The sequence below is a fragment of the Pseudomonas putida genome (assembly GCF_001976065.1).
Lineage (GTDB): Bacteria > Pseudomonadota > Gammaproteobacteria > Pseudomonadales > Pseudomonadaceae > Aquipseudomonas > Aquipseudomonas serbica.
Genome location: NZ_MNAH01000003.1, coordinates 453389 through 471618, shown reverse-complemented (window position 1 = coordinate 471618; position 18230 = coordinate 453389). Strand labels below are relative to the sequence as shown.

General features: G+C 59.6%; 16 protein-coding genes. 9 read left to right on the top strand and 7 right to left on the bottom strand.

Annotation, left to right across the window (positions count from 1 at the left end; translation table 11 throughout):
• Positions 1 to 65 precede the first annotated feature (65 nt).
• From BKX96_RS13280 to BKX96_RS13270, 3 genes are all read right to left on the bottom strand, one after another.
• A complete protein-coding gene (locus tag BKX96_RS13280) occupies positions 66 to 1244 on the bottom strand; it encodes a vWA domain-containing protein (RefSeq protein ID WP_077184150.1) in 1179 nt (392 codons plus the stop codon).
• A gap of 12 nt (positions 1245 to 1256) precedes the next feature.
• Complete coding sequence (locus BKX96_RS13275) at positions 1257 to 2102, bottom strand: AAA family ATPase (RefSeq protein ID WP_046816792.1); 846 nt, start codon at positions 2100 to 2102, stop codon at positions 1257 to 1259.
• Between the two features lie 271 nt (positions 2103 to 2373).
• Positions 2374 to 3480, bottom strand: coding sequence for a DUF748 domain-containing protein (locus BKX96_RS13270; RefSeq protein WP_508607232.1), 1107 nt, complete (start codon positions 3478 to 3480; stop codon positions 2374 to 2376).
• A gap of 99 nt (positions 3481 to 3579) precedes the next feature.
• Here BKX96_RS13270 and cysK point away from each other — a divergent pair, with 99 nt between their 5' ends.
• From cysK to BKX96_RS13240, 6 genes are all read left to right on the top strand, one after another.
• Positions 3580 to 4554, top strand: coding sequence for a cysteine synthase A (gene cysK / locus BKX96_RS13265; RefSeq protein ID WP_046816794.1), 975 nt, complete (start codon positions 3580 to 3582; stop codon positions 4552 to 4554).
• Positions 4555 to 4785: 231 nt separating this feature from the next.
• Positions 4786 to 5724 carry an aspartyl/asparaginyl beta-hydroxylase domain-containing protein gene (locus BKX96_RS13260; protein WP_077184146.1) on the top strand — a complete coding sequence of 313 codons (939 nt, stop codon included), beginning with the start codon at positions 4786 to 4788 and terminating at the stop codon, positions 5722 to 5724.
• A 264-nt stretch (positions 5725 to 5988) separates the two neighbouring features.
• Positions 5989 to 7059, top strand: a complete 1071-nt coding sequence (gene rfbB, locus BKX96_RS13255; RefSeq protein WP_077184144.1) for a dTDP-glucose 4,6-dehydratase — start codon at positions 5989 to 5991, stop codon at positions 7057 to 7059.
• Positions 7056 to 7952, top strand: coding sequence for a dTDP-4-dehydrorhamnose reductase (gene rfbD / locus BKX96_RS13250; protein ID WP_046816797.1), 897 nt, complete (start codon positions 7056 to 7058; stop codon positions 7950 to 7952). Before rfbB ends, rfbD begins: the two co-directional genes overlap by 4 nt.
• Positions 7953 to 7954: 2 nt before the next feature.
• Positions 7955 to 8833: a glucose-1-phosphate thymidylyltransferase RfbA gene (gene rfbA / locus BKX96_RS13245; protein ID WP_077184139.1), complete on the top strand. Its 879-nt coding sequence runs from the start codon at positions 7955 to 7957 to the stop codon at positions 8831 to 8833.
• A 353-nt stretch (positions 8834 to 9186) separates the two neighbouring features.
• A complete protein-coding gene (locus BKX96_RS13240; RefSeq protein ID WP_077184136.1) occupies positions 9187 to 10050 on the top strand; it encodes a DMT family transporter in 864 nt (287 codons plus the stop codon).
• A gap of 37 nt (positions 10051 to 10087) precedes the next feature.
• On the opposite strand, the gene BKX96_RS13235 is transcribed toward BKX96_RS13240, so the two are convergent.
• The 4 genes from BKX96_RS13235 to BKX96_RS13220 all read right to left on the bottom strand — a co-directional run bounded on the left by BKX96_RS13235 (position 10088) and on the right by BKX96_RS13220 (position 14228).
• Entirely contained in the window at positions 10088 to 11029 is a 942-nt protein-coding gene (locus tag BKX96_RS13235; protein ID WP_077184134.1) for a LysR family transcriptional regulator, read from the bottom strand.
• A 69-nt stretch (positions 11030 to 11098) separates the two neighbouring features.
• A complete protein-coding gene (locus BKX96_RS13230; RefSeq protein WP_046816801.1) occupies positions 11099 to 12628 on the bottom strand; it encodes a tripartite tricarboxylate transporter permease in 1530 nt (509 codons plus the stop codon).
• Entirely contained in the window at positions 12625 to 13158 is a 534-nt protein-coding gene (locus BKX96_RS13225) for a tripartite tricarboxylate transporter TctB family protein (protein ID WP_046816802.1), read from the bottom strand. The genes BKX96_RS13230 and BKX96_RS13225 overlap by 4 nt, the downstream gene beginning before the upstream one ends.
• Positions 13159 to 13211: 53 nt before the next feature.
• Positions 13212 to 14228, bottom strand: a complete 1017-nt coding sequence (locus BKX96_RS13220; RefSeq protein ID WP_046816803.1) for a Bug family tripartite tricarboxylate transporter substrate binding protein — start codon at positions 14226 to 14228, stop codon at positions 13212 to 13214.
• A 400-nt stretch (positions 14229 to 14628) separates the two neighbouring features.
• Between BKX96_RS13220 and BKX96_RS13215 the strand changes: the two genes are divergently transcribed.
• The 3 genes from BKX96_RS13215 to BKX96_RS13205 are packed head-to-tail and all read left to right on the top strand — an operon-like array spanning position 14629 to position 17919.
• Positions 14629 to 15969 carry an MFS transporter gene (locus BKX96_RS13215; protein ID WP_077184132.1) on the top strand — a complete coding sequence of 447 codons (1341 nt, stop codon included), beginning with the start codon at positions 14629 to 14631 and terminating at the stop codon, positions 15967 to 15969.
• Positions 15962 to 16918: an amidohydrolase family protein gene (locus BKX96_RS13210; protein WP_077184130.1), complete on the top strand. Its 957-nt coding sequence runs from the start codon at positions 15962 to 15964 to the stop codon at positions 16916 to 16918. The genes BKX96_RS13215 and BKX96_RS13210 overlap by 8 nt, the downstream gene beginning before the upstream one ends.
• Entirely contained in the window at positions 16915 to 17919 is a 1005-nt protein-coding gene (locus BKX96_RS13205; protein ID WP_046816806.1) for a 4-hydroxythreonine-4-phosphate dehydrogenase PdxA, read from the top strand. The genes BKX96_RS13210 and BKX96_RS13205 overlap by 4 nt, the downstream gene beginning before the upstream one ends.
• Positions 17920 to 18230 lie beyond the last annotated feature (311 nt).

The window sequence follows — 18230 nt, the reverse complement described above, 5'->3', positions numbered from 1 at the left end:
GCGTCCCTGTGACGCGGAGCGTCACTTGATGCATTCCCACGCAGAGCGTGGGAACGATCGGCGTCCTACTTGGACAAAAACCGCATCCCTTCCTCCAACCCCCGAAGAGTCAGCGGATACATCTGGTCCTCGATCAAATCCCGCACGATGTTGGTCGATGAGGTATAGCCCCAGGTGTCCTTTGGATACGGGTTGATCCAGATGAGTTTCTTGTACTTCTCCCTGAAACGCTGCATCCAGACATAACCGGCTTCTTCGTTCCAGTGCTCGACGCTGCCACCCGGCTGGGTGATTTCGTAAGGCGCCATGGCGGCGTCGCCGATGAAGATCACTTTGTAGTCGGCGCCGTACTTGTGCAGCAGGTCCATGGTCGAGGTGCGCTCTGAGGTGCGACGCATGTTGTTCTTCCACACCGATTCATAAATGAAGTTGTGGAAGTAGAAATACTCCAGATGCTTGAACTCGGTCTTGCAGGCCGAGAACAGCTCTTCGCAGATCTTCACGTGGGCGTCCATCGAGCCGCCGATATCGAACAGCAGCAACAATTTGACGGTGTTACGACGCTCCGGCCGCATCTGGATGTTCAGCAGTCCGGCATCCTTGGCGGTGTGGTCGATGGTGCCATCGATGTCCAGCTCCTCCGCCGCACCCTGGCGAGCAAACTTGCGCAAGCGGCGCAGGGCGACCTTGATGTTGCGCGTGCCCAGTTCGACTGAATCGTCGAGATTCTTGTACTCGCGCTGGTCCCAGACTTTCACCGCCTTGCCCTGGCGCTTGCCGGCATCGCCGACCCGAATGCCTTCCGGGTTGAAACCGCCGGAACCGAACGGGCTGGTACCACCGGTGCCGATCCACTTGTTGCCGCCGGCATGGCGTTCCTTCTGTTCTTCCAGGCGTTTCTTGAATTCTTCGATCAGCTTGTCGAGGCCGCCGAGGGACTGGATCGCCGCGCGCTCTTCATCGGTCAGCGAGCGCTCGAACTCCTTGCGCAGCCAGTCTTCCGGAATCAACGCCTGCAGGTGATCGTCGAGCTTTTCCAGGCCATTGAAGTAGGCCCCGAAGGCCCGGTCGAACTTGTCGAAATGCTTTTCGTCCTTCACCAGGATCGCCCGGGACAGGTAATAGAACTCATCCATGTCGGCGAAGGTCACGCGCTGTTTCAGTGCGTTGATCAGGTCCAGCAGCTCGCGCACCGAGACCGGTACCTTGGCTGCGCGCATTTCATTGAACAGGTTGAGCAGCATGGCATCAGCCTCTTAGCGGGTGCCGCGACGGCTCATGAACGCCAGACGCTCCAGCAGTTGCACGTCCTGTTCGTTCTTCACCAAAGCGCCGGCCAGCGGCGGGATGGCCTTGGTCGGATCGCGTTCGCGCAGCACCGCTTCGCCGATATTGTCGGCCATCAGCAGCTTCAGCCAGTCCACCAGTTCGGAAGTCGAGGGTTTTTTCTTCAGGCCTGGCACCTTGCGCACGTCGAAGAACACATCCAGCGCTTCGCTGACCAGGTCTTTCTTGATGTCCGGGTAATGCACGTCGACGATCCGCTGCATCGTCGTGCGATCCGGGAAAGCGATGTAGTGGAAGAAGCAGCGGCGCAGGAAGGCATCCGGCAGCTCTTTCTCGTTGTTGGAGGTGATGATGATGATCGGGCGCTTCTTGGCCTTGATGGTCTCGTCGATCTCGTAGACGTAGAACTCCATCTTGTCGAGTTCTTGCAGCAGGTCGTTGGGGAACTCGATGTCGGCCTTGTCGATTTCGTCGATCAGCAGGATGACCCGCTCTTCCGATTCGAAGGCTTCCCAGAGCTTGCCCTTTTTCAGGTAGTTGCGAACGTCGTGGACCTTCTCTGTGCCGAGTTGCGAATCGCGCAGGCGGCTGACGGCGTCGTACTCATAGAGGCCCTGGTGCGCCTTGGTGGTGGACTTGATGTGCCAGGTGATCAGCTTGGCGCCAAAGGAGTCGGCCAGTTGCTCGGCGAGCATGGTCTTGCCGGTGCCTGGTTCGCCCTTGACCAGCAGTGGCCGCTCCAGGGTGATGGCGGCGTTGACCGCCAGCTTCAGGTCATCGGTGGCGACGTAGGCCTGGGTGCCTTCGAACTTCATCTGCTAATCCTCGAACGGTAACGCCGGCCTGAGCGAGGCAGGGCGCAAGGTGCAATAAAAGGTGCAATAAAATGGTCAGCCCCGACTATAACGCGCAGTCCGGTCGACTGTGAACGCAGACGGCTTATTCAGTCTCTGAATGGAGCGTCACATCTTGACCGAGTCTTGGCGGCTGGCCAGTATCGAGCTATCGCCATTTTGGCGATATGGATGCGCTCGCAGCCCGCAGCATCAGCCGAGGACACCGGGCGTTACATCGTCATGGGCAACGTTAACCGGCGTCCGGCTTGGGTCGTTCATACTGGGCATTGAATGCCTGAATGAAACCATTGCGTAAAATCTGCAAAAACGCCTCGAACGCGCTGATATTTTTTTGATGGACGTTGCCCCGGAGTTCGACGCGGGTCGCAAACTGATTCTTGCCCTGGTTTTTCAGCACGGTTTCCGAGCCGCCGACGATCGCCTCCCAAATGGAGCGAAAAATCCCCTTGTCCTTGTTTTCCACGTCCTGTTGCCAGTTGAACACGTCGACGTCCCTGAGCAGCGGTTTGATATAACCCGTCAATTTGGCTTTTTTCGCCTCGGCTTCGATGACCACATCACCATGGCCGGCATTGAAATCGAACTTTCCGTAGGCCGAAGCAAAGTCGTTCATGCGTTTGAGCTCAATGTCCCGGGCCCGCATGCGAAACTCGAAATCTTCGAAATTACTCAGCGGATCGAAGGTGGCCGTGGTTTCCAGAGGGGCGTGCCCCAACAGCAGCGCCTTGCCTTCGAAGCGGGCGGCGCGCCTGCCTTTGGAATCGACCACGTTGGTGAGGTTGTAAATACTCAGGTCGACCTTGGTGGCATTCATGTTCACCGGTGGTTTGGAATTGAAGTTGCGAAAGCTGATCTTGCCATCGTTGATCCGCACTTCATTCAGGGTGATTGGCAGCAATTTACCCAGTTGGGCACGCCAGTCGGTGCCTTCACCAGTTTGCGAGTTTTGCTTATTGGCTCCGCCGTCGACGAAGTTGACTTCGGGCTTCAAGAACATCACTTCGGCAACCACCGCGTGGTCGTACCACAGGGAATGCCAGCTGACCGAAAGGTCGATCAGTGGCGCGTTGACGAAGGGCACAGGCACCTTGCCCTCGACCTTGACGATTTTCAGGCCGTTGATCTTGTAGGCTCCGCGCCACAGCGCCAGGTCCACGTCGGTGATCTGGCCGCGGTAATCACCCATGTTCGCCAACCTGTCATTGAGGTAGTCGCGCACCAGGTAGGGCAGGGCGAAGTGCAGGGCAATCAACAGCACAAGGAGGCCGGCGAAGCTCCACAACGGCCAGCGGTATCGACGTTTCATGGTGGTAATTCTCTGGCGTTCTAAAGCCATTGACTGCGCTGCTGCCCGGACGTTCGACCTGACTGGACGCCCAAGGGCAAGAGGCTTACCTTGATGCCCTATTTCAATGCTGTCGTTAAGGACCCAGCCATGAGCCGTATCTACGCTGACAATGCCCATTCCATCGGCAACACGCCGTTGGTGCAGATCAACCGTATCGCGCCGCGCGGCGTCACCATCCTGGCCAAGATAGAGGGGCGCAACCCTGGTTATTCGGTCAAGTGCCGAATTGGCGCCAACATGATCTGGGACGCCGAAAGCACAGGCAAACTCAAGCCGGGCATGACCATCGTCGAGCCGACTTCCGGCAACACCGGTATCGGCCTGGCCTTCGTTGCCGCCGCCCGTGGTTACAAATTGATGCTGACCATGCCGGCATCCATGAGCATCGAACGCCGCAAGGTACTCAAGGCACTGGGGGCGGAACTGGTGCTGACCGAGCCGGCCAAGGGCATGAAAGGCGCGATCGAGAAGGCCGGTGAAATAGTGGCCAGTGATCCGGCCCGCTATTTCATGCCGGCGCAGTTCGACAATCCGGCCAACCCGGCCATTCACGAAAAAACCACAGGGCCGGAAATCTGGAACGATACCGACGGTGCCGTGGATGTCCTGGTGGCCGGTGTCGGAACAGGCGGAACCATTACCGGCGTTTCGCGGTATATCAAGAATACCCAGGGCAAACCTATCGTCTCGGTGGCGGTGGAGCCCGCCGTATCACCGGTGATTTCCCAGGCGTTGGCCGGTGAAGAAATCAAGCCGAGCCCGCACAAGATCCAGGGTATCGGCGCCGGTTTCGTGCCGAAAAACCTCGACCTGTCGATCGTCGACCGGGTGGAGCTGGTCACCGACGAGGAGTCCAAGGCCATGGCCCTGCGCTTGATGCAGGAAGAAGGCATCCTGTGCGGCATCTCTTGCGGCGCCGCGATGGCCGTGGCGGTACGCCTGGCGGAGACCCCGGAAATGCAGGGCAAGACCATTGTGGTGATCCTTCCGGATTCCGGTGAACGTTATTTGTCGAGCATGCTGTTCAGCGATCTGTTTACCGAGCAGGAGAACCAGCAGTAACAGGCGGGGAAGGCTGAGTGATGGAGAAGGGGAGCCCCTTCTCCACCGGGTGTAACTGACGCGCATCAGCAAGCGTTCAGCCACCTTATGTTAAGAAATGCTTTGTTACGCATTCCTTAATACTCTATGTCGGACAACACGGGTTTTTCCCGTGGTTGGTAGTGTTTATCATGCCAATGGCTGCGTCGGGGAATGGCGTAGCGTAGATGTCTATCGATCAAGGAGTTGTTGATGAGCGTTTCGGTTGCCGCGAAAGCGTCGTTGTTGCTGCTGTTTCTGGGCAGTACCCTCTATGTGCATTTGCGGGGGAAGGCGCGTTTGCCGGTCTTGCGTCAGTTCGTCAACCATTCAGCCCTGTTCGCGCCCTATAACGCCTTGATGTATCTGTTTTCCAGCGTGCCTTCAAAACCCTATCTGGACCGCACCCGGTTTCCCGAACTGGACGTGCTCAAGGACAATTGGCAAGTTATCCGCGACGAAGCGATGCACCTGTTTGACGAGGGTTACATCCGCGCTGCGGAAAAAAACAACGATGCCGGATTCGGTTCCTTTTTCAAGAAAGGCTGGAAGCGCTTCTACCTCAAGTGGTACGACGAACCCTTGCCCTCGGCCGAATTGCTGTGCCCGAAGACCGTGGCGCTGCTCAGCGCCATTCCCAATGTCAAGGGGGCGATGTTTGCCTTGCTGCCGGGTGGCAGTCATCTCAATCCGCACCGCGATCCATTCGCCGGCTCGTTGCGTTACCACCTGGGATTGTCGACGCCCAATTCCGACGCTTGCCGCATCTTCGTCGACGGTCAGGGCTACGCCTGGCGTGATGGTGAAGACGTGATGTTCGACGAAACCTATGTGCACTGGGTCAAGAACGAAACCGACAAGACCCGGGTCATCCTCTTTTGCGACATCGAGCGACCGCTCAGTAACCGTATGATCACCCGCATCAACCGCTGGATCAGCGGGCTGCTGGGGCACGCCACCGCGCCGCAGAATCTTGCGCACGAGCGGGTGGGCGGGATCAACCAGGCCTATGCCTGGAGCAAGCAGTTCAGCGACAGGTTCAGTGGAGCGATCAAGCAGTGCAAGCGCCGTCATCCCAAGGCATATCGGGTAATGAGGCCGGTCTTGGCGATTGGCGTGCTGGGGTTGCTGGGCCATTGGCTGTTGGGCTGAACACCATGGCGGGCAACGCCCGGGAAAAAGATCGCCATCAGGCGATCTTTTTTTTATTTTTGGGAGCTAAGCTATATTACGAATGTCGCCTGTAAATGCCGTTCAGGGCGTCAGGGGAGTCTATACAGAGCCGGTCGCAGAGCTGGCGTGCATTGTTGAATGTTCAAAACCTTATCCAAATCCTTGCGACAGCAGAGCATCCTTGGCAGTAACGCCATTGGGGGGCCGATCCTCGCAACCTTACTGAAAAAAAGGTCTGAATCAATGACCATCCTGGTAACTGGCGGTGCAGGCTTCATCGGGGCGAATTTCGTATTGGAATGGCTCGCTCATTCCGATGAAACCGTAGTCAATCTGGACAAGCTGACCTATGCCGGCAACCTGAATAACCTCAGCAGCCTGACGGGCAATTCGCAGCATGTATTCGTGCAGGGCGATATCGGTGACAGTGCCTTGGTCAAGCACTTGCTCGAAGAGCACCAACCCCGCGCCATTCTCAATTTTGCCGCCGAGTCCCATGTCGATCGCTCCATCCACGGCCCGCAACCATTCATCGACACCAATATCGTTGGCACTTTCCACTTGCTCGAAGCCGTGCGCGCCTACGCCAAAGCGCTGGCGCCCGATGCACTGCAGGCCTTGCGCTTTTTGCATGTGTCCACTGACGAGGTCTATGGTTCGCTGGCCAAAGACGAAGCGGCGTTCGATGAAAGCCACCCGTATGAGCCCAACAGCCCATACTCGGCGAGCAAAGCTGCCAGCGACCACCTGGTGCGCGCCTATCATCACACCTATGGCCTGCCCGTACTGACCACCAACTGCTCGAACAACTACGGGCCGTATCACTTTCCGGAAAAGCTCATTCCGTTGATGATCGTCAACGCGCTGTCCGGCCAGGCATTGCCGGTCTATGGCGATGGCCAGCAGATTCGCGACTGGTTGTATGTCAAGGACCACTGCAGCGCCATCCGCCGCGTATTGGAGGCCGGTAGCGTGGGTGAGGTCTACAACGTCGGTGGTTGGAACGAAAAAACCAATCTCGAGATCGTGCACACCGTCTGTGCGCTGCTCGATGAGCTGCGTCCGCGTGCCGACGGCCAGCCCTACCATGCACAAATCAGCTACGTCACCGATCGGCCCGGCCACGACCGACGTTATGCCATCGATGCCCGCAAGCTTGAACGTGAACTGGGCTGGAGGCCGGCAGAAACCTTCGAGACCGGCATCCGCAAAACCGTCCAGTGGTACCTGGATAACCAGGATTGGGTTCGCAATATCCAATCCGGCGCCTACCGCGAATGGGTCGAGAAAAATTATGCCGGGCGCAGTGCATGAAGCTGCTATTGCTCGGCAAGAACGGCCAGGTGGGTTGGGAGCTGCAACGCAGTCTTGCTCCGCTTGGCGAGTTGTTGGCGCTGGATTGCGCAAGCCAGGCGTACTGCGGCGATCTGAACGATTTGCCAGGCCTGGCCGCCACAGTGCAGCGCTTTGCGCCTGACGTTATCGTTAACGCAGCGGCCTACACCGCAGTCGACAAGGCCGAAAGCGAGTCGCAGCTGGCTCATCGGGTCAATGCCGATGCGCCAGCGGTGCTGGCTCGAGAGGCATTACGGCTGAAGGCTCTGCTGGTGCATTACTCCACCGACTATGTGTTCGCCGGGCAAGGCGATACACCCTGGCAGGAAAACGATCCGGTAGCGCCATTGAGTGTCTATGGGGCCAGTAAGCTGGCCGGTGAGCAGGCGATTGTCGCCAGCGGCTGTGCGCATCTGATCTTCCGAACAAGCTGGGTGTATGCCGCACGTGGCAACAACTTTGCCAGGACCATGCTGCGCCTGGCCCGGGAACGTGAAAGCCTGGCCGTGATCGATGATCAGTTCGGTGCACCAACCGGCGCCGAACTGCTGGCGGATGTGACCGCTCATGCCATCCGTAGTCTAATGACCGACCCGCAATTGGGCGGGATCTACCACCTTGCAGCTGCGGGCGAAACCACCTGGTGTCGCTATGCCCGTTTTGTACTCGAACATGCCGAGCGGTCAGGTATGAACCTCAAGGTTACCCCGGCAATGGTCGACGCGATCGGCACCCAGGCGTACCCGACGCCAGCCCGACGCCCAAACAATTCCCGACTCGATACTCGCAAACTGCAAAAGGCCTTTGCGCTGAGCTTGCCTGACTGGAAAGTTGGCGTGACACGGATGCTCGCAGAAATACTGGAGAAATAACTATGCTCAATCGTAAAGGAATCATCCTTGCCGGCGGCTCTGGTACTCGACTGCATCCGGCGACATTGTCCATTTCCAAGCAACTGCTGCCGGTTTACGACAAACCGATGATCTACTACCCATTGAGCACCCTGATGCTGGCGGGTATCCGCGATATCCTGATCATCTCCACGCCTCAGGACACGCCGCGTTTCGAGCAGCTGCTGGGGGATGGCGCCCGTTGGGGCCTGAACATTTCCTATGCCGTGCAGCCTTCGCCCGATGGCCTGGCGCAAGCCTTCATCATTGGCGAAGACTTCATCGGCAACGACCCCAGCGCCCTGGTCCTGGGTGACAACATCTATCACGGCCACGACTTCATCAATATTCTGCAAAGTGCCATGACCCGTCAGGCCGGGGCGAGTGTATTTGCCTATCACGTCAATGACCCGGAGCGTTACGGCGTGGTCGAGTTCGACAACCTGGGCAAGGCGATCAGTCTCGAAGAAAAGCCACTCAAGCCCAAGTCCAACTTTGCGGTCACCGGCCTGTATTTCTATGACCAGGACGTTGTCGAGATGGCCAAGAGCATCAAGCCATCGGCGCGGGGCGAGCTGGAGATTACCGATATCAACAGTCTCTACCTGGAACAGGGAAGACTGGCGGTAGAAATCATGGGCCGCGGCTACGCCTGGCTGGATACCGGGACCCACGACTCATTGCTCGATGCCAGTCAGTTCATTGCCACGCTCGAGCGGCGCCAGGGCCTTAAGGTCGCCTGTCCCGAAGAGATTGCCTTCCGGCAGAAATGGATCGATGCCGATCAGTTGCAGAAACTGGCGGCGCCCTTGGCAAAAAACGGGTATGGCCAGTACCTCAACCGTCTTTTGCAAGAGGGTTGATGCCTGCCACACCTGTGGTTATAGTCAGCACAAGCAGGTCTGAAGGACCTGCTTTTTCAACCTCTCGAAAAAGATCAGCCCAATGCCTGCATCCCTCATCAACGCGGTAGTCGATTCAGCGGTCAACGCTGGCGTCGTGCCGTGCGGGAACCAGCAGCCTGTGCAGATCAGTCATTACCCTCCACCTGTCAGTAGCACGTCGGTGTACGCAGTCGTATCACCGCCGGGTGTTGGCATTTCGGGCTGATCAGCGCTGTTCTGCTGTTCCTGTCTGAAAAAAGCACCCGCTTGAAAAAACTACTGGATTTCAGCTTCGGCTGAGTTGGCTTCTTGCCTGACTACAGGTGGTATTCATGTTTGTCCTTTCGAAAAAATCCGCGCTCGCGGCGGCTTCCACGAGCCTGTTCGTTCTGCTGTGGAGCAGCGGGGCGATCTTCTCCAAGTGGGGGCTGGCCCACGCATCACCCTTTGCCTTTCTGTTGATTCGTTTCGTCATCGCGTTGTGCGGCCTGGTGCTGCTGATGCCATTGCTGAAGTTGAAATTGCCCAAGGGCGGCAGGCCGATGCTGTATGCGATGGCCACCGGTGTGGTGTTGCTGGGGGCGTATCAGATTTTTTATCTGCTGGCGCTCGACCTCAAGGTTACGCCCGGTGTGATGGCGACCATCATGGGTGTGCAACCGATTCTCACTGTGGTGCTGATGGAGCGTCAGCGCTCGGCCAGCCGCCTGTTCGGCCTGTCGCTGGGCCTGACCGGGTTGATCATGGTGGTCTATCAGGGCATCGGCTTGGCCGGCATGTCGCTGGCCGGGATGCTCTTCGGCCTGCTGGCGCTGGCCAGCATGACCTTCGGTTCGATCATGCAGAAACGCATCACCGACAATCCCCTTGGCACGCTGCCGGTGCAGTACCTGGCCGGGTTGTTGCTCTGCGGTATTTTCGTGCCGTTCCAGCCGTTTCATTTCGAACTCGGCAGCGGTTTCATCGTGCCGGTGTTGTGGATGGGGCTGGTGGTGTCGGTGCTGGCGACCTTGTTGCTGTACCGCTTGATCGCCCGGGGCAACCTGGTGAATGTCACCAGCCTGTTCTATCTGGTGCCGGCCGTGACAGCCGTGATGGATTACCTGATTTTCGGCAATCGCCTGGCGCTGTTGAGCATCCTCGGCATGTTGCTGATTATCGTCGGATTGGTGTTCGTGTTCCGTAAAACCGCGTGAAGCAAGACAAGGCCCGAGGCAAACGCCTCGGGCCTTTTCATGTGCTCAGCACATGTTCGGCTCGCACCGAGTTCATGAACGCCTGCATCGCCGAGGATTGAATGCGATGGCGCCGGGTGATCAGCCCGTAGGGCGGCAGTCGTGCTTCGAATTTGATCGGCAACACCGCCAGCAGGTCACGACCGGGATAATCCTCGACCACCGACACCGGTGTGACCCCGAGCATGTCGGTCTGCTGGATCAACGAGAGCAGGGTCATGATCGAGGTGGTTTCGACGATGCTGCTGGGAATATCGACCCGCGCATTGTGGAACACCTGATTGATGATCGCGCGCATCGGGCTGGGCTGCTGTTGCAGCACCCAGGTCATGTTCTGCAATTCTGCCCACCCCAGTTGCTTCTCCTGCGCCAGCGGATTTTGCGCACCGGCAATCACACAGAGGGCTTCTTCACCCAGGCTGTCGAACAGCAGTTCTTCGGCCCGTGCGCCGGGCGGAATCCTGCCCAGGACGATGTCCAGTTGATCCTGCAACAGCGCCTGCACCAGCACATCGCTGGTGTCGACCTGGATGCTCATGGACAAGCGTGGATGGCTTTGCTTCAAGGTCGCGATGGTGCGGGTCAACAGTCCCGAGGCCAGCGCCGGAATCGCCCCAACGGCGACCCGCCCCAGGTTACCCGATTGCAGCGCCACCAGTTCTTCGCGCATACCGCTGAGTTCGGCGAAGACCATGCGTGCGTAGTAGATGACGGTTTCCCCGAACGGGGTCGAGCGCATGCCCCGGGGCAGGCGTTCAAACAGCTCGACGCCGAGCAGATCCTCGGCCTCGTGCAGCATCTTGGTCGCCGCCGGTTGAGTCATGCCGATGTGGTCGGCGGCGCGGCGCAGCGAGCCGAATTCCTCCAGCGCCAGCATCAGCCGCAGCTGGCGCAGACGCAGTCGACTTTGGATTACATTGGCATCAGGGATTCGCGACATGGGCCGTACTCGCAATAAAGACTGCGGCAAGCCTGACAACAAATGTCAGGCGTTGCCAGCATTGCTGTGTCACAGCACCGATTTTGGTTTGACGACCTGGGGTTTGCGCAGGCCCATCAGCGTTTGCAGCGCCTTGGAAATCAACGGCCAGAACAGCATCAGCAGCGCCGCCGTGGTCAGGCTGCCCACCAATGGGTTGGACCAGAAGATCCCCAGGTGCCCGTCAGAGAACAGCATCGACTGACGGAACGCATCTTCGGCCTTGTCGCCCAATACTGCCGCCAGTACCAGTGGCGCGATCGGGTAGCCGAGTTTCTTGAACAGATAACCCAACGCGCCGAATCCGAGCATCAGCACCACGTCGAAGAACGAGTTGTGCACCGAGTAGGCACCGATGGCGCAGACCATGATGATGATCGGCGCGATGATCGAGAACGGAATGCGCAGGATCGAGGCGAACAGCGGCACGGTGGCCAGCACCACGATCAGGCTCACCACGTTGCCCAGGTACATGCTGGCGATCAGGCCCCAGACAAAGTCATGCTGCTCGACGAACAGCGTTGGCCCCGGGTGCAGGCCCCAGATCATCAGGCCGCCGAGCATCACTGCTGCGGTGGCCGAACCGGGAATGCCCAGCGTCAGCATCGGCAGCAAGGCGCTGGTGCCGGCCGCGTGGTCCGCGGTTTCCGGGGCGATCACGCCTTCGAGTTCACCCTTGCCGAAGTTGTCGCGGTTCTTCGAGAAACGCCGCGCCAGGCTATAGCTCATGAACGATGCGGCGGTCGGCCCGCCCGGTGTGATGCCCATCCAGCAACCGACCAGGGTGCTGCGCACAATGGTCCACCAGTAGCGCGGCAGCTTGGCCCAGGTGCGCAGGATCACCATCGGTGTGATGCGCGCATGTTCGCCACGGAACACCAGGCCTTCCTCCACGGTGCAGAGGATTTCGCCGATACCGAACAGACCGATCACCGCCACTTCGAAACTGATACCGGTCATCAAAATCGGCTGATCGAACGTCAACCGCAGGTTGCCGGACACGGTGTCCATGCCGACGGCCGCCATGGCAAATCCGATCATCATCGCGACCACGGTTTTCAGCGGAGGGTTCTTGCTCATGCCGATGAAGGTACAGAAGGCCAACAGGTACACCGCGAAGAACTCCGGCGAGCTGAACGACATGGCGAACGCGGCGATTTTTGTCGACAGGAAGGTCAGCAGCAGCACGCCGGCCAATGCGCCAATCAGTGCGGAACTGAACGCCGCGGTCAGGGCTTCGGCGGCACGACCTTCGCGGGCCATCGGGTAGCCGTCGAACGTCGTCGCCACCGATGAGGGCTCACCGGGGATGTTGAACAGGATCGAGGTGATCGAGCCGCCAAACAGCGCCCCCCAATACATGCACGACAGCAGGATGATCGCCGACACCGGCGACATGGTGAAGGTCAGCGGCAGCAACAGTGCCACGCCATTGGGAGCGCCAAGGCCGGGCAAGACGCCAACCAGGATGCCCAGCAGCACGCCGATCACCATCAGGCCGATGTGGCCCGGGGTCAGGATCAGGTTCATGCCTTGCAACAGGGAATCGAATTCGCTCATTTGAAGTTTCTCCCGGCCAGGGCAATCCAGTCGCCCATCGGGCCGGCATCCAGCGGGACCTTGAACCACAGTGCGAAAATCAGGTAGCTGGCGAGTACCGCGCCGAGGGATACCGTGCCGATCATCAATTTGCCGTAGGGTTTTGCGCGAACCTTGTCACGCCACATGAACCAGGCGATGAAGCACGCCGAGGCGACGTAGATGCCGGTCAGTGGCATGGCCGCGACGAACAGCGCGATCGGGATGAACACCGACAGCACTTGCCTGAACGCACTGCGACTGACGAATGCAATGCTCAGCGCTTGCCAGCGCACCAGGGTCAACACGCCGTTGGCCACGCTCGCGGCGCTCAACATCAGGCCGATGTAGAAAGGGAAATAACCCGGCTCGGGGCCGGCATCGCCCCAGCCGATACCCTGTTCGACACTGCCGTACATCACCACCACGCCAATCAGCGCGGTGAAGACGGTCAGGCCGAGTTCGACCCAACGGGTACCGACCAGCGCGGGTGAATCCGAAGAATGGGACATGAAGACACCTCCAGCAGATAACGGCCGCCCGCAGGCGAGCGGCCGTGACAACGTCAGTTTTTCAGCCAGCCGGCTTCCTTGAAGACCGGGGTGACGCGGGCGGTGTCTTTTTCGATGTAGGCGGTCAATGGCTCGCCCTCGAGGAAGGTTGGCACCAGTGCGTTCTGCTTGACGTAGGCCTTGAACTCCGGCGTTTCAGTGACCTTGCGCATCAACTCGACATAGAACGCCCGCTGCTCGGAGGAAATGTCGCCGGGCATGAACACGGTACGCGGGAAGCGGTATTGATCGATGCCCAGGCCTTGTTCGTGGCAGGTCGGCACATCGGCCCAGGATTTGTCGCCGGCGACTTTTTCGGTATAGGCCATGCGCTCTTTACTGAACACGCAGAGCGGTTCGACCTGATCGCCGCGCCATTGACTGATGCTTTCGCTGGGGTTGTTGACGTTGGCGGCGATGTGCTTGCCCGCCAGTTGGGTCGCGGCTTCGCTGCCGCTCTTGAACGGGATGTACACCAGCTTGCTGTCGGTGGTCTGGTTTAACAGCAGGGTCAGGGTCTGGTCGACATCCTTGGACTGGCTGCCCCCCATGCGCAGGTTCGACGGGTCGGCCTTGACCGCTTCATAGAAACCTTTGGCGTCCTTCCACGGCGCGTCTTTGTAGCTCCAGAGAATGAAGTCATCCTCGGCCACGGCGGCAATCGGTGTCAGTTCCTGCCATTGGTAGCCGAGCTTGGACACCAGCGGCAACAGATAGATGTTGTTGGTGCCGATCACCAGTTTCTCGGCATCGCCCTTGTTCATTTTCATGTCGAGAAACGCTTCGGCGCCATTGCCGCCACCCTTGTTCAGGACGATGGTATTAACGTCGAGAAACTTGTGTGTGGTGATGATCGACTGGATCAGGCGACCGAGCTGGTCGGTACCGCCACCCGGGCCACCGGCGACGACGATTTCGACGTTCTTGTCCGGTTGCCAGGCGGCATTGGCAAGAGCGGGAAGGGCGCCGGCGGCGATCAGGGTGCAGCCAAGAAACAGACGGGAAGTGCGACGGACGAATGCATTTCGCATGATGGAAGAGCCTCGTTTTTGTAGTTGTTATGAGTGACTTGTTTGCGTTCGAAAGCTGCAAGCCTGGGTCGAGTGTGGGAAGACGCCGTCGCCGCGTCTAGTCAAAACAATACATACACCGATAGCCTGGGGTTATAGCTAACCCAATCAAGCCGATCTTCTGTAGGAGCTGGCTCGCCAGCGAAGGGCCCCGCCATCCCGATTCAAGATTCAAGACCGCCCTAGCCGGCAAGCTGGCTCCTACAGAAAAGAATGCGTTCAACATTGAAAGGTGGTTGAAAGCAGCGCATGCCATAACCCGAGGCTATCGCCTGATTTCAAGTTTTGATTAGACGGTTATCACCGGGCCTTCGATAGTGCTCACAACATCGCACAAGAATAATAAATCGAGGTACGCACCATGGCTCGTTCCAGTGCTTCCCTGCATCTGCCCGGCGCAGACGCCGCACCCGCAGTCGCGGCAATACCGCAAGTGACTGCCTTAAAAGCCAGCAACGTGCGCTGGCGGATCTTCGCGATCATCTTTGCATTGACAATGGTCAACCTGATCGATCGGGTGTCGCTGTCCATTGCCATGCCGACCATCGCCCATGAGTTTTCCCTTTCCCCAAGCCTCCAGGGGCTGATTCTCAGCAGCTTCTTCTGGGCCTATGCGCTGCTGCAGATTCCCGGCGGCTGGATGATCGATCGCTTCGGGCCGCATCGGGTCATCACGTGGTCCACCGGCTTGTGGGGTACGTTCCAGGTGCTGGCGGCGTTCGCCACTGGCGGCTTGTCATTGTTGTTTGCCCGCGTGGCGCTGGGGGCTTCGGAAGCGCCCTTGTTCCCGTCAGGCGGCAAGCTGATTTCCCTGTGGCTGGCGCCCGGCGAACGCAGTCGCGGGGCGGTGCTGATGGACAGCGGCAGCCCATTGGGCGTGGCGCTGGGCGGGTTGATCATTGCCTATCTGATTGCCTCGCTGGATTCGTGGCGCCTGGCGTTCGTGATCGCCGGCATCGCGACCCTGGTACTGGCCTGGGTGGCGTGGCGTTATCTGCGTGATGACCCGGCCAGTCACCCTCAGGTCAATGCCCTGGAGCTTGCGAAGATCAATGCCGGGCGCGCCACGCCGGCCGCCGAAGCCGCGCGTGCACCGGTCAAGGGCCTGGGTATCGCTGCCCGTTCCCTGAGCGGTTTACTGATCGGTCGTGCCAGTTGGGCCATGGTGTATTTCGGCCTGCTGACCTGGGGGCCGAGCTACCTGGCACAAGCCCGGGGCTTTGATATCAAGGGCATTGGTGCGGCGACCTTCGTGATTTTCGTCTGCGGCGCCTTGGGTTCATTGACCGGTGGTTTCCTCTGCGACGGCTTGATTCGCAAGGGCGTCAGTCGCGGTGTGGCAGTCAAGAGCCTGCTGGCGTTTTCCGGGCTGGTGGCCCTCGGCGCATTCCTCCTGCTGCCGACCCTGAGCAATCCTTTTGCGGCCGTGGCGCTGTTGGCCATGACCGCGTTTTTCTTGATGTGGGGCAGCCTCTACTGGAGCTTCCCGGCACTGCTGGCGGCACCAGCGCGGGTCGGCCTGATCGGCGGCGTGATGAACATGGCCGGTAGCACTGGCGGTATCGCGGTGCCGATCCTGGTGGGTGTGATCTTGCAAATGACCGGTGGCTTCGCCCCGGTGCTGGGATTCTTCGCGGTGTGCTCGGCAGTGTTCGTGCTGGCAACGTTGTTCATCAGTCTCGACGAGGTGCGCCATGGGTGAACTGTGGAACGGTCCGATCATCGATGCCCATCATCATTTCTGGGACCCAACGATCAACGACCATCCGTGGCTGGCACCGGAGGCGAACATCCCGTTTCGCTATGGCGATTACACTGCGATCAAGCGCCGTTATTTGCCTGACGACTACTTCGCCGATGCCGGCGTCCATCGAGTCGTGCAAACGGTGTATGTCGAGACCGAATGGAACCCGCAGGACCCGATTGGCGAAACCCGTTTCATCGAGCAACTCGCGGCCCGCTACGGCGTACCGAATGCGATTGTCGCGCAAGCCTGGCTGGACCACCCGGACGCCATCGCCGTGCTGCGCGAGCAGGCCAGCTACAAGTGCGTGCGCAGCGTGCGGCACAAACCCGGCGGGCCGACATCCCCCGAACAGTTCGGCCGGGTGCGCAGCCTGATGAGCGACGAGCGCTGGCGGCGCAGTTATGCCGCGTTGGAGGGGCTAGGCCTGCACTTCGATCTGCAAACCCCTTGGTGGAACCTGCCCGAGGCCGAACGGCTGGCCCGGGACTTCCCCGGCATCACCCTGATTCTCAACCACGCCGGCTTACCCAGCGACCGCAGTGCCGAGGGCCTGGCCGGTTGGCGCGCGGCGATGGCGCGGTTGGCGCAGTGGCCGAACGTGCAGGTCAAGATTTCCGGCCTGGGCCAGGCGGGCAGGGCGTGGCGCGCCATCGACAACGCCTGGATCGTGCGCGAAATCATCGCGATGTTCGGCTGCAAACGGGCGATGTTCGCCAGCAACTTTCCGGTGGACAGCCTGTGTGGCTCGTTCGACGACATCTACCGCGGTTTCAAATCCATCGTCGCCGATCTGCCAATGGCCGATCAGGAGCGACTGTTCTACAGCAACGCGCAGCGCATCTATCGCTGCGAACCTGGCGCCATTGACCGGGCGCTGCCTGAATCCTTGAGGAGTGAAGCATGAACAAGACAACCATCGCGATGGTCCTGGGTGACCCGGCGGGCATCGGTCCGGAACTGATCGCACGCTTGCTCGGCGACCCCGACGTACGCAGCCAGGCCAACGTGATCCTGATCGCCGACGAAGCGGAAATGCGTCGCGGCATGCGCATCGCCGGGGTGGAGTTCCCCTATCGCCGGGTGGAGTCGCTGGAGCAGCTGTCATTCGCTGACGACACACCGCTGTTCTACGATTTTCGTGGCGACACCCTCGGTGAGTTTCCCCGCAGCGAGGCCAGTGTCATTGGCGGTCGCTACAGCCTCGACACCCTGGAAGTCGCCCTGCGCCTGACCGAGGCCGGGACCACCGACGCGATATTGTTCGGGCCGTTGAACAAGACGTCGCTGCACATGGCCGGCATGGCCCATAACGATGAGTTGCACTGGTTTGCCGAGCTGCTGGATTTCCACGGGCCGTTCTGCGAATTCAATGTGCTCGACAATCTGTGGACGTCACGCGTGACCTCCCATGTAGCGTTGTCAGCAGTCCCGGGCATGCTCAGTCAGGCGCGTGTGGTGGAAGCGATTCAACTGATCGACACCGCACTCAAGCGCAACGGCCTGGAAAAACCACGCATCGGCGTCTGCGGCCTGAACCCGCACAACGGCGACAACGGCTCGTTCGGTCGCGAAGAACTGGACATCATCGGCCCGGCCGTGCGTTCGGCCCAGGCACTGGGCATCGCGGCGGAGGGGCCGTATCCGGGGGACACGATTTTCCTCAAGGTCCAGGGCGATGCCAGCGCCTTCGATGCGGTCGTGACGATGTACCACGACCAAGGGCAAATCGCGATCAAGTTGATGGGCTTCTCCCGTGGCGTCACGGTGCAGGGCGGCCTGCCCATTCCGATCACTACGCCGGCCCACGGCACCGCATTCGATATCGCCGGGCAGGGCAAGGCCAACGTTGGCGCGACGCGCCAGGCGTTCGAGATTGCTTGCCGGATGGGTGGCAACAGCTACTGACACAACGCAAAAACCCTGTAGGAGCTGGCTTGCCAGCGAAGACGGCCTGACAGACACCCCCGAAGTGACTGTCGGGCCGCTTTCGCTGGCAAGCCAGCTCCTACAGTTTTATGTATTCCCCGATAACTCGATCTAGCGGATTACTGCATTTTCCTATCACCCCAGGTTATCGCCGGATACGCATAAGTGATTATCCGCACCCCCTGGGCGCTGGCTACAGTCGCTCCATCGAATGCGCACAACCGCCCACCCGAGCGGCTCCGCGCAGCGACTCAACAACTACAAGAAGCCGGCAGCGCAAGGAAACCGTA

What these genes read in the sequence shown, in the direction of transcription:
- rfbD (WP_046816797.1), top strand. Translation starts at nt 7,056, where the DNA reads ATGAAGCTGCTATTGCTCGGCAAGAACGGCCAGGTGGGTTGGGAGCTG.
- BKX96_RS13205 (WP_046816806.1), top strand. Translation starts at nt 16,915, where the DNA reads ATGAACAAGACAACCATCGCGATGGTCCTGGGTGACCCGGCGGGCATC.
- BKX96_RS13240 (WP_077184136.1), top strand. Translation starts at nt 9,187, where the DNA reads ATGTTTGTCCTTTCGAAAAAATCCGCGCTCGCGGCGGCTTCCACGAGC.
- BKX96_RS13260 (WP_077184146.1), top strand. Translation starts at nt 4,786, where the DNA reads ATGAGCGTTTCGGTTGCCGCGAAAGCGTCGTTGTTGCTGCTGTTTCTG.
- rfbB (WP_077184144.1), top strand. Translation starts at nt 5,989, where the DNA reads ATGACCATCCTGGTAACTGGCGGTGCAGGCTTCATCGGGGCGAATTTC.
- BKX96_RS13215 (WP_077184132.1), top strand. Translation starts at nt 14,629, where the DNA reads ATGGCTCGTTCCAGTGCTTCCCTGCATCTGCCCGGCGCAGACGCCGCA.
- cysK (WP_046816794.1), top strand. Translation starts at nt 3,580, where the DNA reads ATGAGCCGTATCTACGCTGACAATGCCCATTCCATCGGCAACACGCCG.
- BKX96_RS13270 (WP_508607232.1), bottom strand. Translation starts at nt 3,480, where the DNA reads ATGGCTTTAGAACGCCAGAGAATTACCACCATGAAACGTCGATACCGC.
- BKX96_RS13230 (WP_046816801.1), bottom strand. Translation starts at nt 12,628, where the DNA reads ATGAGCGAATTCGATTCCCTGTTGCAAGGCATGAACCTGATCCTGACC.
- BKX96_RS13275 (WP_046816792.1), bottom strand. Translation starts at nt 2,102, where the DNA reads ATGAAGTTCGAAGGCACCCAGGCCTACGTCGCCACCGATGACCTGAAG.
- BKX96_RS13280 (WP_077184150.1), bottom strand. Translation starts at nt 1,244, where the DNA reads ATGCTGCTCAACCTGTTCAATGAAATGCGCGCAGCCAAGGTACCGGTC.
- BKX96_RS13225 (WP_046816802.1), bottom strand. Translation starts at nt 13,158, where the DNA reads ATGTCCCATTCTTCGGATTCACCCGCGCTGGTCGGTACCCGTTGGGTC.
- BKX96_RS13220 (WP_046816803.1), bottom strand. Translation starts at nt 14,228, where the DNA reads ATGCGAAATGCATTCGTCCGTCGCACTTCCCGTCTGTTTCTTGGCTGC.
- rfbA (WP_077184139.1), top strand. Translation starts at nt 7,955, where the DNA reads ATGCTCAATCGTAAAGGAATCATCCTTGCCGGCGGCTCTGGTACTCGA.
- BKX96_RS13210 (WP_077184130.1), top strand. Translation starts at nt 15,962, where the DNA reads ATGGGTGAACTGTGGAACGGTCCGATCATCGATGCCCATCATCATTTC.
- BKX96_RS13235 (WP_077184134.1), bottom strand. Translation starts at nt 11,029, where the DNA reads ATGTCGCGAATCCCTGATGCCAATGTAATCCAAAGTCGACTGCGTCTG.